The organism is Bordetella hinzii LMG 13501 (assembly GCF_001548475.1).
GTDB classification, from domain to species: Bacteria; Pseudomonadota; Gammaproteobacteria; order Burkholderiales; family Burkholderiaceae_B; genus Bordetella; species Bordetella hinzii.
On sequence record NZ_LRUJ01000047.1, the window covers coordinates 18,169 to 32,130 of the forward strand.

A 13,962-nucleotide genomic window follows, 5' to 3' on the forward strand; every position below is an offset into this window, starting at 1 on the left:
TATGAAGCCCACCTCTCCCATTCTCGAGGCCCGCAACATCGCGCGCCGCTTCGGCGGCGTGGTCGCGGTCAAGGACGCCAACCTGACCGTGGGCGAAGGCGAGATCGTCGGCCTGATCGGCCCCAACGGTTCCGGCAAATCGACCATGGTCAACCTGATCACCGGCGAGCTGGCGCCCAACAGCGGCAGCATCCGCTTCGGCGGGCGCGACATCACCGCCTTGCCGTCGTTCCAGCGCGCCCGCATGGGCATGGCGCGCAGCTTCCAGATGCTGCGCCTGTTCCATTCGCTCAGCGTCGAGGACAACCTGCTGCTGGCGCACCATATCCGCATGCAAAGCGGCACCGTGGCCAGCATCTTCGGGCGCCGCGCCGCGCGCGACGAAGAGGCCGCCGTGCGCAAGCGCGCCCGCGAACTGCTGCAATGGTTCGAGCTGGAGCCATTCGCCGACCGGCCCGTCACGGCCCTGTCCATCGGCCAGCAGCGCATGGTGGAACTGGCGCGCGGCGTGATCAGCGATCCCCGCCTGTTCCTGCTGGACGAACCCGCCGCCGGCCTGTCTCCGCCCAACGTGGATCGTCTCATCAAGCTCATCCGCCGCATGCGCGACGAGTTCGGCATCAGCATCCTGCTGGTCGAGCACGACATGCGTGTGGTGCGCGAGCTGTGCGACCGGGTGACGGTGCTGGACACCGGCACCGTCATCGCGCAAGGGGAGCCGGAAGCCGTGGTCACGGATCCGGTCGTCGTCGAGGCATATATCGGTTCAGGGTGGAAGCGCCGTGCTCAAGCTTGAAAACATCGTCGCCGGCTACGGCCGCACGCGGATACTCCACGGTGTGACGCTCAACGTGCCCAAGGGCGGGCTGGTGGCCCTGCTGGGCGGCAACGGCACCGGAAAATCGACCACGCTCAAGACCATCGCCGGGCTGGTGACGCCGCAGGAGGGCCAGGTGCTCATCGACGGGCGCCCGGTCAATGGCGTGCCCGCCGAGGCGCGCGCCAGCCTGGGCCTGTCATTGGTCCCCCAAGGCAAGGAGGTCTTCGGCGCGATGAGCGTCGAGGAAAACCTGCTCATGGGAGCCTATCACCGCCGCGGCGACCGCGGCGGCATCGCCAGCGACCTGGAGGCGGTCTACCAGCGCTTCAAGCGCCTGCGCGAGCGCCGCAATGCGCCGGCCGGCATGCTCTCGGGCGGCGAGCGCCAGATGCTTTCCATCGGCCGCTCGCTGATGGCTCGGCCCAGCGTGCTGCTGCTGGACGAACCCTCGGCCGCCCTGGCGCCCAAGGTGGTCGAAGAGATCGCCGACGCCATCATCGCCCTGCGCGACCTCGGCCTGACCCTGCTGCTGGTCGAGCAGAACGTCGGCATGGCGCTGGATATCGCCGATTACATCTACGTCATCCGCGGCGGCCGTATCGCCTATGAGCGCGAAGTGGGCGAGGGCGTGGCGATGGACGAACTGCGGGAGTTCTATCTTGGAGGCAAGGAACATGGATAAGCGGTTTGAAGGCCGGGTGGCCTTTGTCACCGGCGCGGGCGCCGGCCTGGGCCGGGAATCGGCCCTCATGCTGGCCGCCGAAGGCGCCCGCCTCATATTGCTGGACCGCGACGCGGCCGGCCTGCAGGAGACGGCGGCGCAATGTCCGGGGGCCCTGTCCCTGGTGGGCGACGCCGCCTCGGCCGAGGATGTGCGGCGCGCCGCCGCGCTGGCGCGCGAGCAGCTCGGGCCGGTGGAGTTCCTGGTGGCCGCCGCCGGCATCGTCGGCCCGGCCAAGCCCGCCATCGAGGTGAGCGAAGAAGAATGGGACCGGCTGTTCGCCGTCAACGTCAAAGGGCCCTGGCTGGCGGTCAAGGCCGTGGTGCCGCAGATGCGCGAACTGGGCCGCGGCTCCATCGTGCTCTTCTCGTCCACGGCGGGCCTGGTGGGTTCGCCCTTCCTGTCGGCCTATTCGGCCTCCAAGGGCGCCGTCACCCTGCTCACGCGCAGCCTGGCCCTGAACCATGCCGCCGAGAACATCCGCGTCAACTGTGTCTGTCCGGGCACCATCGATACGCCCATGGCGCGGGGCAGCTTCGCGCAGGCCGGCGACGCCGCCGCGCAACAGGAGCGCGCCGACGTCATGCGCTCGCGCATCCCCATGGGCCGGTTTGGCCAGGCGCGCGAGATCGCCACCGCCGTCCTGTATTTCCTGAGCGACGGCGCCGGCTTCACCACCGGCACGGCGCTGCCCATCGATGGAGGCCGGGTTGCCTGACTCCTCCCAGCGCTTCGCCGGCCAGGGCGTCATCGTCACAGGCGCGGCCCGCGGCATCGGCGCGGCCACGGCCGCGCGCTTTGCGGCGGAAGGCGCGCGCGTGCTGCTGGTGGACCTCGCGCCCGAGGTCCAGGCCACCGCCGCCGCCACCGGCGGCACCGCGCTGGTGCTGGATATCGCCGCGCGCGATGCCGGCCGGCGCATCGCCGAGGCGGCGCTGGCGGCCTGCGGCCGCATCGACGTGCTGGTCAACAACGCCGGCGTGGGCGGCTCGCGCCGGCTGGCCGACTCCGACGATGCCCTGCTCGAACGCATCATCGACATCAACCTCGGCGCGCTGCTGCGCGTCACGCGCGATGTCAGCCCGCACCTGACGCGCCCGGGCGGGCGCATCATCAATGTGTCGTCCATCTTCGGCCTGGTCGGCTATCCCGGCACCACGGCCTATGCCGTGGCCAAGGCCGGCGTGGCGCAATTCACCCGGCAGCTGGCCAGCGAACTGACGCCGGAGGGCATCCTGGTCAATGCCGTGGCCCCGGGCGTGGTGGTCACTCCCATGACCGAAGCCCGCCTGCGCGATCCGCACTATATCCGCCTGCAGGTCCAGCCCACGCCGCTGGGCCGTGTCAGCCAGCCCGAAGAACAGGCCGCCGTGATCGCCTTCCTGGCCTCGGCGGACGCCTCTTTCATTTCCGGCGTGACCATCCCCGTGGACGGGGGCTATACGGCCGCGCGCTATACCCCATTGGACTGAGATATCAAGGAAACGTCATGCACGATATGAGTGTGAAGTGGCCCAACGGCGCGCGCTGCGCGGTGATGCTGAGTTTCGACTTCGACGCCGAGACGCTCTGGACCTCGCGCGACCCGGCCAATGCCAGCCGGCCGGGCATCCTCAGCCAGGGCAAGTACGGCGCCAAGGTGGGCGTGCCCAAGATACTGGACACGCTGGAGGATGCCGGCGTCAAAGGCACCTTCTTCGTGCCCGGCTGGACGGCGGACAACCATACGCAGCGCGTGGAGATGATCCTGAAGGCTGGCCATGAAGTGGGCCACCACAGCTACTCGCACCGCTGGACGTCGGACGATCCTGCCGCCGATGTCGAGGAAATGGAAAAAGGCCTGGAGGCCCTCAAGCGCCTGGGCGTGGTGCCCAAGGGCTACCGGTCGCCCGCCGGCGAGGTCAGCCCCGGCCTGTTCCGGCTGCTGCAGAAACATGGCTTTCTGTACAACTCCTCGCTGATGGACGACATCAATCCCTATCGCCACACCCTGGAGGACGGCTCCAAGGGCCCCATCGAACTGCCCTGGCACTGGAGCCTGGACGACGCGCCCTACGCGCTGTTCTCAGTCAAGAACCCGCGCCCCATCTTCACCAACGAACACATCCTCAGCGTGTTCAAGGAAGAATTCCGCGAAATCTACCGCTGGGGCGGCCTGTACGACGCCGTCTTCCATCCGCAGGTCATCGGCCGGCCCAGCCGCATCGCTCTGCTGCGCGAGCTGATCGCCTTCATCAAGACCTTCCCTGGCGTCTGGTTCGCCACCGGCGCGGAAATCGCCCAGGCCTGGTCGGACGCCTACGAAAAGGACTGAAGCCATGAGCCAATCACAGCTCGCCGCGCCCGTGGTCGACTGGGATCCCTATGACGACGCGGTGCTGGAATCTCCCTTCGAGATGCACGCCCGCCTGCGCGCCGCCGGCCCGCTGGTCTTCCTGGAGCGCTATGGCGTCTACGCCATGGGGCGCCATCGCGACATCCAGCCCGCGCTCAAGGACTGGGAAACGTATTCTTCGACCAGCGGCTCGGGCATCGCCGATATCCGCAAGCCCGGCGCCTGGCGCCCGGGCAGTCCCATCGTGGAGGTCGACCCGCCGCAGCACACCCAGGTGCGCACCGCCGTGCAGCGCATCCTCTCGCCGGTAGTGATACGCCAGTGGCGCGAGGACTTCGAACGCGAGGCCGACCGCCTGGTGGCCGAGCTGGTCGAGCGGGGCCGCTTTGACGGCGTCACCGACCTGGCCGAGACCTATGTGGCGACGACTTTCCCCGACGCGCTGGGCCTGGCGCCCTCGCCGCAACGCCGCGAGAACCTCTTCCTGCTGGGCGAGCTGAACTTCGACGGCCAGGGCCCGCGCAATGCGCGTTACCTCGCCACCCAGGCGCGCGCCGACCTGATCCAGGATTGGTACGAGGCCAGCATGCGGCGCGAAGCCATGCTGCCCGGCGGCTTTGGCGAGAAAATCTTCCAGGCGGCCGACGCCGGCGCCATCGATCCGGCCATCGCGCCCCTGCTGGTGCGCTCTTTCCTGCGCGGCGGCCTGGACACCACCAGCAGCAGCATCTCCGCCACGCTGGCCTATCTGGCCCGCGACCCGGCCCAGTTCGCCCTGCTGCGGGAAGACCCGGGCCGCGCCCGCGCCGCGCTGGAAGAAGCCATGCGCCTGGAAACGCCCATCCAAACGGTATGCCGCCTGACCATGCGCGATGTGGAGATCGACGGCGTGGCCGTGCCGCGCGACAACAAGATCGTGATGATGCTGGCCTCGGCCAACCGGGACCCGGATTTCTGGGAGCGCCCGGACGACTACGACATGACCCGCTCGACGCTGGGCCATGTGGCGCTGGGCAACGGCATCCATATGTGCATCGGCCAGATGGTGGCCCGCCTGGAGGGCGAGTCCGTGCTCAAGGCCGTGGCCAAGCATATCGGCGAACTCCGCCTCGAGGGCGAACCCGTGCGCAAGCTCAACAACAACCTGCGCAGCCTGAAATCCATTCCGCTGAGCGTCAAACCCGCCTGACACACCACCATGCCGAAAATCCTGTTCAAGCAAACCGACGGCACCATCGCCGAAGTCCAGGCCGAGGAAGGCCAGTCCGCCATGCTTGCCGCCCTGGGCGGCAAGGTCAAGGGCATCCTGGGCGAGTGCGGCGGCTCGCTGGCCTGCGCCACCTGTCACGTCTACGTGGAAGCGGGCTGGGCCGACCGCCTGCCGCCCATGTCCGAGCTCGAGAACGAAATGCTCGACGCCACGATCTGCGAGCGCGACGCCAGCAGCCGCCTGTGCTGCCAGCTGGAGATGAACCAGGCCCTGGACGGCCTGGTGTTGAGGTTGCCGGCGGCGCAGATCTGACGACGGTCGGCAGCGAGTATTCTCATGGCCGCAAACGCCGGACTTACGCGACAAAAAAGGGGGTGTATTCTGCCTCCGGTAGTGTACGTTCGTGACGATGCTCCGCCCCGGGACTCCCGGCGGCGGCTCAACTGATGGCCAAGAATATGACGACAAAACACCGATTTCCTCCGATCGATGAGCGGCTCCTGCTGCAGTCCGTGTCGCGGGCGCTGGACGTGCTGGAAGTGTTCTCCCAGGATCCCGAACCCAAATCGCTGGGCGAGATCGCCGCGGCGGCCGGAATCAACAAGAGCGCGGCCCAGCGCATCAGCCAGACCTTGCTCAGCAGGGGCTATCTCGAACAGGCCGAACGCGGCGGCCTGACGCTGGGGCGCCAGTTCCTGGACCGGTCTTTCGACTACCTGCGGGCCAACCCGCTGATCGAAAAGGCCGTGCCCATCCTGAACGACTTGCGCAAGACGACGGGCGAACGTGTCGACCTCAGCCTCTTCGATGCCGAGCACGACAACCTGTCCGTCGTCTACGCCCTGCGCATGCAGAGCAAGCGCGAACGTTTCTACGCCACCCTGGCCGGCCGCCGCATGCCGTCCCTGGTGGCCACGGGCGGGCGGGCCTGCCTGGCGCTGCTGGACGATGAGGTCATCCACGACATCATGGCCCATGCCGACCTCAAGCCCATCACGCCCAAGACGCGCCTCGAACCGGAGCGCATCTGGGAAAAAATCCGCGAGGCGCGGCGCGACGGCTATGCCTTCCAGGAAGAAGAAGCGCTCCTGGGAGAAGTCGCGCTGGCCGCCGCGATCCGCAACCACGCCGGCCAGCCGGTGGGGGCCGTGCACATCGCCGGCTCATTGAGCGAGTGGAGCTCGGAAGAGTTCCGCAAGCGGTTTTGCCCATTGGCGATCGAGGCCGCGCGTGCCTTGAGCGCCTGGAAATCGAATATCTAGCGGGCAGACCGCCGCCGCGCCGCGACGCCTGTTCGCGGCTTCTGTCGGTGAGCCTGTCCGCGCAAACGAAGATGCCGTAGGGGGCTTGCATGACAGAAAACGAATACCAGCAACTGGATGGCGTGGCGCTGGCCGCCTTGCTCAAGCAAGGCGAGACCGATAGCGAAACGCTGATGAAGCACGCCATCGGGCTGGCCGGGACACGCGGCGCGGCGCTCAACGCCATCCGCTATCCGCGCTATGACGACGCGCTGCAATGGGCCCGACAATGGCAGCCCACCGGCCCCTTCGGCGGGATCCCCTTCCTCTTGAAGGATTCCAGCCTGGCCTCGCGGCGCCTGCCCATGAGCATAGGGTCGCAGCTGTTCAACGACACGGTAAGCACCTTCGATGCCACCCTGACACAGCGCTTCGAACACGCCGGCTTCATTCCTTTCGCGCGCACCACCGTGCCCGAGCTGTGCATGGCGCCGACCACCGAGGCCGCCGTCAACGCCGGGCCCACGCTCAACCCCTGGGCCGAAGGACGTTCGGCCGGCGGCTCCAGCGGCGGCGCGGCCGCGGCCGTCGCCGCGCGCATCGTGCCCATCGCGCACGGCAGCGACGGCGGCGGGTCCATCCGCATCCCGGCGGCCTGCTGCGGCCTGGTGGGCCTGAAAGCCACGCGCGGCCGCGTCCCTACCGGGCCCACCAAGGGCGAGATCTGGGGCGGCATGGGCACCGACGGCGTGCTCAGCCGCAGCGTGCGCGACACCGCCGTGGCCATGGACGCGATCTGCGGGCGCGAACTCGGCGCGCCCTATGACTCCGCCGACCCGCGCCAGCCTTTTGCCCAGGCCGTCGAAGAAGCCCGCCGCAAACCGCTGCGCGTGGCCTTCTGGACCCGCGCCTGGAACGACATCCCCGTGGCGCCCGAATGCCTGGCCGGCGTGGAATACGCCGCCCGGCTGTGTCGCGACCTCGGCCACGAAGTCATCGAGGCCCAGCCGCCGGCGCTGGACTACGACCGCTTCTTCCAGCATCACGTGACCGTGCTCGTGTCCAACATCGCCGCCTCGGTCAATGCCAAGCTGGCCGCGCTCAAGCGTCCGCTGCGCCCGGAAGACCTCGAGCCCGCCATGCACGACGGCTATGAGCTGGGCCGCAAGGTCTCGGCCGAACAGTACATCGACGCGATCAACGGCTTCCATCACCTGGGCCGCATCCTGCAGACGGACATCGAGGCCTACGACCTCATCCTGACCCCCATGCTGACGCAACTGCCCGTGCCGCTGGGCTACCTCGCCATGCAGGGCGGCTTCGTCGACTTCCGGGCCCGCGTGGCGCGCTACGCGGCCTTCTCGGCCATCATGAACGGCTCGGGCCAGCCGGCCATCAGCATCCCGCTGCACTGGACCGACGAAGACATCCCCGTCGGGGTCCAGATCATGGGCCAGTTCGGGCGCGACGACCTGGTCCTGCGCCTGGCCGCCGAGCTCGAGCGCGCCGCGCCCTGGGCGCACCGCATGCCCGCGCGCTTCGCGACGCGCTGACACGAAGGCGGGCCGGCCGGCGCCTACGCGCCGGGTCCGTCCGGCATCGCGCGGCTCATGGGCCCCGTGACCGGCGTCAAAGGGATGCCCGCCCTTCGGGAGCCGGGATGGGAGGGGATTTGCCTGAGGGCGGCAGCGTCTTTCCCGTTTGGGACAACGCCACGCGGCCCACCCGTATCAGACGCCCTTGCCGATCAGCAACAGCGCCAGCATCGACAGAAAGCCCAACAGCACATTGCGAAAAGCGCCTTCGCTGAGCAGGCCGCGCAGCTTTCTGCCCAGCATCATTCCCAGGGCCATGGGCGCCAAGGCCATCGCCGAATAGACCATTTCGGTCAGCCCCAGGCGCCCGTAGACCGCCAGCGAAGCGTAGAGCGGAATCATCCCGAACAGATAGATGATGCTGATGCCGCCGATAAAGGCTTCGCGGGGCAGGCGCAAGGCCAGCAGATAGGTGATGATGAAGGGGCCGGTCATCGAGGACACGCCGCCCATGGCGCCGGCCAGCACCCCGACCAGCACGCCCAGCTTGCCTTCCCGCTGGGGCGGGATGGCGCTGTCGGGCCGGTAGACCATCAGGATGACGGCGCACACCACCGAGCAGGCGACCAGCAGATTGAGCAGGTCCGTGGGCAGGGACAGGGCCAGGCGCACCGAAACGATGGTGCTGATGCAGAGCGCGGCCGACAGGCCCCTGAATCGCCTGAGCGCGCGCTTGGGTTCCACCGCTTTGATGGCCTGCCAGAAATTGGACGCCAGCACGGGGACCACCAGCAGGCTGATCGCGGTCAGGGGCGGCAGCACGAAGGACAGCATGGGCACGGCAACGAGAGGCAGGCCCACGCCCAGTGTTCCCTTGACGATGCCCGCGACGATGAAGGTGGCGGCGGCGACGGCAAGCAAAAGGTAGCCGGGCAATTCGGGGATTGTCCACGGCAAGGACATGTCCATGAGGGTCTCGCGGGATGGCCGGTATCGGAACCTGATCCCGATGCCTGCGGATTATTATTAGCGATCTAATAATATCAGCATCATGCGCGGCCGGCGAGACCCGCGATGCGGGGCCTCAGGCCGTCTCGCTTATCCGGCGCGACAGTTCGCGGGTCGAGGGCACCCGGCGCTCGGCATTTTCCATCGCGGCCTCGTCGTCGGCCATATTGGTGATGATGGTAAGCAGCACCTTGCGGGCCGTCTTGATCTCGGCGCTGCTCAGCCCGCGCGTGCCGATCGCGTTGATCTCTTCGGCCAGGGGGACCAGTTTTTTCTTCAGCGCGCGGCCATTGCGGGTCAGGAAGACGTGGACATTCTTGTTGTTGCCCGGCAGGTGCTTGCGCTCGATGTATCCCAGCGACTCCATGGCCTTCATCGCCGAATAGGTGGTCGGCTCCATCACGCCGGCGCTTTCGCTGAGTTCGCGTTGCGTCAGGCCGTCTTGCTCCCACAGGATGCGCAGGAATGCCCAATGGCCGAAAGAGACATTGTGCTCGGCCAGCCGTGTCTGGAGCCCGCGCACCAAGGCGCGGGTGGCGTCCTTGATCAGGTGCGCGAGGCGGTCGTCGGGAACCGCTTCGCGCCAATGCTTGAGTACGGTCTGGGTCTCTTTGGATGTCATACGCGGCGTCGGCAGGGGCAGCTTGGCTCCTCGAAAATATACATCAAAGTCCGCGGCGAGAAGCCGGTGGACGCTATGCCTGGTGCGCCAGGCCGACGTCATGGCCGCCGCGGTCCGATGCCAGCATGGCCAGGCAGATCTCCAGCGTCCCCTTGGCCCATTGCCCATCGTGCAGACAGGGCTTGCCGAGATAGACCGCGTCGTGCAGCTCGTCGATGACCTCCAGGCGCGGCGCGGCCGGCGGACGCAGGGGCAAGAAGCGTCGCGCCTGGTCGCCGTAGACATGGATGCCATGGCTGGTCGGCCGCAGATCGGCGCCTTCGCAGGACACCAGGATGGACCCGAAATGCTGGTGGACCAGGCCGGGCGGAGAGGCGCCGTAGTCGGCCGGCCTGGACACATAGGCCTTGCCGCCATAGGTGCCTTCGGCCTTGAGCTGGGCCTCCTGCCTTGCGGACACGGTGGCCAGCTTGCGCCTGGCCTGGCCATAGTCGTCCGCGCGCTTGGGGGCACCCATTTCGCCGACCCAGTCCATCCATTCATCGGAGTCGAAATGGCCGTATCCGTTGTAGTTCAACGAGGCATAGGCGCCGCCGTCGAACCACAAGAGCGCGCTGTACGCCCCTTCGGTCGGGCGCGCCGGATCCCAGTTGCCCAGCGCGCTGCGCAGGCTGAGCGCACGCCGGCCGGCCAGCAGGCGGACGATGTCGACCTGGTGCGCGGCCTGGCTGAAGACCGCTCCGCCGCCGGCGTCGGTGGCGAGTTCCTCGGGCCGCCGCGGCCGATAGAGGTAATCGGTATAGTTCAGCGCATGGATCATCTTGACCGCGCCGTACTCGCCGGACTCGATCAGCCGGCGGGTTTCGAGATAGGGGGTATCGAAGCTGTGGCAGTGCCCTATCACCAGATGCACCGAGGCGGCGCGGCAGGCCTCGATCATCGCGTCGCATTCGTCAAGGCTCAGCGCCATCGGCTTTTCCACCAGCACATGCTTGCCATGCGCGGCCGCGATGCGCGTATGTTCGGCATGGCACTGGTGCGGGCTGGCGATATAGAGCGCCTGCACGCTCGGATCCGCCGCCAGGGCTTCTGGACTCTCATACACCGGACAGCCGAAGTCGGCGGCGAAGCGCTGCCGCGCCTCGGCGCGGGGATCGCAGGCCGCGACCAGCTTGACGCGCGGGTCGTTCAGGAACGTCGGCAGCATCAGCGTGAAGGCCCGGCCCAGCCCCACGATGCCCAGGCGCAGCAAGGGAAGTGTCATGGCAAAGGTATCCGCGGGGTCAAAGATCCAGGACCAGTTTTTCGCAGCTTGCGCGCGATACGCAGACCATGATCTGGGATGCCTGTTCTTCGGGCAGCAGCACCATGTCGCGATGATCGGCCGTGCCGGCCAGCATGCCGGTGCGGCATGAGCCGCAGGTGCCGCTCTCGCAAGAGAAGGCCACGCGCACGCCGGCCTCGCGCAGGACCGAGAGGATGGACCTGCCGACCGGGACCTCCAATGTCCGCCCCGAGGCTGCCAGCTCGACGCTGAACGGCCGGTCGTCGGGCCGCTTGCCCCCGCCTTCGAGAAAGCTCTCGAAGTGGATGCGGGCCGGCGACCAATGCCCCGACATGTCCCGTACCGCTTCCATCAGGCCCCTGGGCCCGCAGCAATAGACGTGGCCACGGTTGGGCTTTTCCAGCACGGGCCAGAGGTCGAAGGCGTTTTCGGGCCGGCCCTGGTCGTGGTGGATCTTCACATTGCCCTTGAGTTCCGGCGCGCCCAGCTCTTGCAGAAAGGCCGTGGTCTGCGCGGACTGGCTCAGGTAATAGAGCTTCCAGGGCGCGGGCGGCAGTTCGCCGAAAGAGCGGATCATGGAAAGTATCGGCGTGATGCCGATGCCCCCCGCAATGAAGGTCAGGCTGCCGGGATTGTCGACCAGCGCAAACGCATTGTCCGGCTCGGAGGTGGGCAGCACATCGCCTTCGCGCGCCTGGTCGACCAGGCTGACCGAGCCCCCCCGCCCCTGCGCATCCCGCTTGACGGTGATGACATACCTGCCGCGTTCGGCCGGGTCATTGCACAAGGAGTACTTCCGCAGCTCGCCATTGGGCACACGGACCCTGACATGCGATCCCGCCGTAAAGGCTGGCAGGGGCGCGCCATCGTCGCGGGCGAGCTCGAAGGAACGGATCCCGACGGCCGCGTCGGTGATATTCACGATGCGCAGCGGCATCATATCGCCGGCCTCGTGAGCGGACTGATTCATGACTGTCTCCAGCAAATCCGACGGCGGGGAACCCGCCGTCGATACGGCTCAGATCTTGTAGGTTTCGTAGGTGCTGGGGTGGAACAGTTCTTCCACGAGGACATGGCGCGCCGACAGCCCCTGGGCGTGGTGATGACGGGTGAATGCCTCGAGCGTCGCAAGACTGCCCGGCACGCCATACGACCAGTAATCCTCTCCCATGGTCTCGCGGGCCGCCTTGAGCTGCTCTTCGACAAAAGGCAGCGTCACCTTGGTGGCGGAGGTATCGGCCAGTTTCGCGAGGGCCGCCGCCTTGGATTGCTCGAACGCCTTGAGCAGCGCGCCCGGCAGCCAGGGCTGCTGCTCGGCCAGCGTCTTCCTGATGCCCACCACGTGCATGATCGGGAAAATGCCGGTGCGCCGGTAGTAGTCCTTGGCCACGGCGGTCGGGTCGTCGAATAGCCAACCCACATTCGGATTCGTACGGGCCTCGCCCGACGGGGCGCGGGGCGCCATGAAACCGTCGATCTCACCGCGATGCAACATCTCGGAGATCGTGGTGTCGGCCGGCGCGTCCACCATCTTGACGTCGGGCGGCAGCTGCAGCTTGATTTTCTCGGGGCGTCCCGGCTGGTCTATCCCGCCGCGCACCCAAGTGACGTCGCCCGGCTTGATGCCGTAGTCGTCCTGCAGCAGCGCGCGCGCCCAGACATTGGCGGTCAGCTGGTACTCCGGAATCCCGATGCGCTTGCCCCGCAGGTCTTCGGGCGACTTGATCCTGTCCTTGCGCACATAGATCGACGTATGCCGGAACGCGCGGGACAGAAACACCGGAATCGCGATGTAAGGGCACTCGCCCCGCGAATGCTTCACCAGATAGCTGGAGAACGACAATTCGCTGACATCGAAGTCCTGGAAGCGGAAAGCGCGAAAGAACATCTCCTCGGGGCTGAGCAGCATGAAGGCCGGATCGACGCCGTCGATCTGCACCGCCCCGTCGTACAGCGCCCGGTTGCGGTCGTAATCGCCCATGGCGATAGAAAGTTTCAACTTGGCCATGACAATCTCCGGCGCTCAGGCAGTGGTTTGATAATTGGTTTCGAGTTCGGGGGCGGCGCCAGTCTCCCTGCCGACCGGCGCGGCCTGGAATTCCCGCCAATCGACGCTTTTCGGGACGATGGCCTGGAAGGCGCAGACGGATGCCGGGATGCGCTGTTCGGCGGTGCCGATGGCCGGCGCGCCTTGGGCGAAGGCCTGGACGGCTTCGAGCATCTGGCGGCGGAACTCCACGATGGCCAGGTCGCTGGCCCCGAGACGGTCATCGGATCGATTGGCGATCGGCCCCATGGTCACCCACATGGCGATGTCCTGGTTGGGAAAGCCCTTGATGCCGGTGAAATTGCCCGCCTTCATCGCCTGGCGGTCCTGCCAGAACCGGTTCTCCATGTTGCGCAGCGGCCGGTAGCGTTCGTCCAGGTCCCGGCCCACGCTGGCGCCCAGGAATTTGCGCCAGGTCTCCGTATCCGGCGTCGTTTCCCTGGCGCCCCATGCGATGAAGTAGAACACCGTGTTGGTGTCGTCCATGGGCACGTTGACGTTGGCGACGTTGTACAGATTGTTGGGCGGAATGAGGACGGTGCCCGGCGCGACGAATACCGTGGAGCGGATGTAGTCGTTCTGCGCGGCATTGGTGATGGGCCGCCGGATCGCGGCATAGCGGAAGCCGTAAGGGGTGCGATGCACTTGCATGCGCGGCGCCTTGTCGGTGGACGGGCGCAGCCAGTTCTTGTCGGTGGCCTCGGCGCCGCCGACGCGGGCCGGCACGAAATCCGAAGAGTGCAGGCTCGAACTATGGGCCGAATCAATGGCGCCTTCGAGGATCTGCGCCCAATTGCACGGAACCAGCACCTTGGCGATGCTGACCTTGGTGTCGCGCTCCGGCGCCCAGGACGGCGGGACGAACTCAGGCACCTGGTCCTGCGGACCCATGAAGGCCCAGACCATCCCGCCCCACTCCTGGACCTTGTACGCCTTGTGCTTGACCTTCTCCGCCATGCTGCTGGCGGCGGGCTCGGAGACCATTTCGATAACGGTGCCCTCGACGTCCATCTTCCAGCCGTGATAGAGGCAGCGCAGGCCACAATCCTCGTTCCGTCCGTAGACGAGCGAGACCCGCCGATGCGGACAGTATTCGTCCATCACGCCCACGCGGCCTTCCGTGTCGCGGAACACCACC

General features: G+C 67.2%; 15 protein-coding genes. 9 read left to right on the forward strand and 6 right to left on the reverse strand.

The features are described 5' to 3' along the window. Window position 1 precedes the first annotated feature (1 nt). The 9 genes from AXA74_RS21455 (at window position 2) to AXA74_RS21495 (ending at window position 7,880) form a co-directional block, all read left to right on the forward strand. Entirely contained in the window at window positions 2-796 is a 795-nt protein-coding gene (locus AXA74_RS21455; RefSeq protein ID WP_029577690.1) for an ABC transporter ATP-binding protein, read from the forward strand. Then, window positions 783-1,502 carry an ABC transporter ATP-binding protein gene (locus AXA74_RS21460; RefSeq protein ID WP_029577691.1) on the forward strand — a complete coding sequence of 240 codons (720 nt, stop codon included), beginning with the start codon at window positions 783-785 and terminating at the stop codon, window positions 1,500-1,502. Before AXA74_RS21455 ends, AXA74_RS21460 begins: the two co-directional genes overlap by 14 nt. Beyond that, window positions 1,495-2,259 (forward strand): SDR family NAD(P)-dependent oxidoreductase, encoded by a 765-nt coding sequence (locus AXA74_RS21465; RefSeq protein WP_029577692.1) that lies wholly within the window; start codon window positions 1,495-1,497, stop codon window positions 2,257-2,259. Before AXA74_RS21460 ends, AXA74_RS21465 begins: the two co-directional genes overlap by 8 nt. Beyond that, window positions 2,252-3,013: an SDR family NAD(P)-dependent oxidoreductase gene (locus tag AXA74_RS21470; protein WP_029577693.1), complete on the forward strand. Its 762-nt coding sequence runs from the start codon at window positions 2,252-2,254 to the stop codon at window positions 3,011-3,013. Before AXA74_RS21465 ends, AXA74_RS21470 begins: the two co-directional genes overlap by 8 nt. Before the next feature lie 17 nt (window positions 3,014-3,030). After that, the gene (locus AXA74_RS21475) at window positions 3,031-3,855 is read left to right on the forward strand and encodes a polysaccharide deacetylase family protein (protein ID WP_032956394.1); all 825 of its coding nucleotides are present in this window, start codon (window positions 3,031-3,033) and stop codon (window positions 3,853-3,855) included. A gap of 4 nt (window positions 3,856-3,859) precedes the next feature. After that, window positions 3,860-5,065 carry a cytochrome P450 gene (locus tag AXA74_RS21480; protein ID WP_032956396.1) on the forward strand — a complete coding sequence of 402 codons (1,206 nt, stop codon included), beginning with the start codon at window positions 3,860-3,862 and terminating at the stop codon, window positions 5,063-5,065. 9 nt (window positions 5,066-5,074) lie between these two features. Further along, entirely contained in the window at window positions 5,075-5,398 is a 324-nt protein-coding gene (locus tag AXA74_RS21485) for a 2Fe-2S iron-sulfur cluster-binding protein (protein WP_029577696.1), read from the forward strand. Window positions 5,399-5,544: 146 nt separating this feature from the next. Further along, window positions 5,545-6,348, forward strand: coding sequence for an IclR family transcriptional regulator (locus tag AXA74_RS21490; RefSeq protein ID WP_095075229.1), 804 nt, complete (start codon window positions 5,545-5,547; stop codon window positions 6,346-6,348). Between the two features lie 89 nt (window positions 6,349-6,437). Then, entirely contained in the window at window positions 6,438-7,880 is a 1,443-nt protein-coding gene (locus AXA74_RS21495) for an amidase (protein ID WP_032979410.1), read from the forward strand. A gap of 177 nt (window positions 7,881-8,057) precedes the next feature. On the opposite strand, the gene AXA74_RS21500 is transcribed toward AXA74_RS21495, so the two are convergent. The 6 genes from AXA74_RS21500 to AXA74_RS21525 all read right to left on the reverse strand — a co-directional run. Further along, on the reverse strand, window positions 8,058-8,819 hold the full coding sequence (locus AXA74_RS21500; RefSeq protein WP_162266989.1) for a sulfite exporter TauE/SafE family protein: 762 nt from the start codon (window positions 8,817-8,819) through the stop codon (window positions 8,058-8,060). 127 nt (window positions 8,820-8,946) lie between these two features. Beyond that, complete coding sequence (locus tag AXA74_RS21505; protein WP_029577700.1) at window positions 8,947-9,492, reverse strand: MarR family winged helix-turn-helix transcriptional regulator; 546 nt, start codon at window positions 9,490-9,492, stop codon at window positions 8,947-8,949. Between the two features lie 73 nt (window positions 9,493-9,565). After that, window positions 9,566-10,756 (reverse strand): Gfo/Idh/MocA family protein, encoded by a 1,191-nt coding sequence (locus AXA74_RS21510; protein WP_032956402.1) that lies wholly within the window; start codon window positions 10,754-10,756, stop codon window positions 9,566-9,568. Window positions 10,757-10,775: 19 nt separating this feature from the next. Further along, the gene (locus AXA74_RS21515; RefSeq protein WP_032956404.1) at window positions 10,776-11,747 is read right to left on the reverse strand and encodes a PDR/VanB family oxidoreductase; all 972 of its coding nucleotides are present in this window, start codon (window positions 11,745-11,747) and stop codon (window positions 10,776-10,778) included. A gap of 48 nt (window positions 11,748-11,795) precedes the next feature. Continuing rightward, window positions 11,796-12,785 carry an ABC transporter substrate-binding protein gene (locus AXA74_RS21520; RefSeq protein WP_032956406.1) on the reverse strand — a complete coding sequence of 330 codons (990 nt, stop codon included), beginning with the start codon at window positions 12,783-12,785 and terminating at the stop codon, window positions 11,796-11,798. A gap of 15 nt (window positions 12,786-12,800) precedes the next feature. Then, the coding region (locus AXA74_RS21525) for a Rieske 2Fe-2S domain-containing protein (RefSeq protein WP_060833317.1) at window positions 12,801-13,962 on the reverse strand (1,162 nt) is incomplete at its 5' end.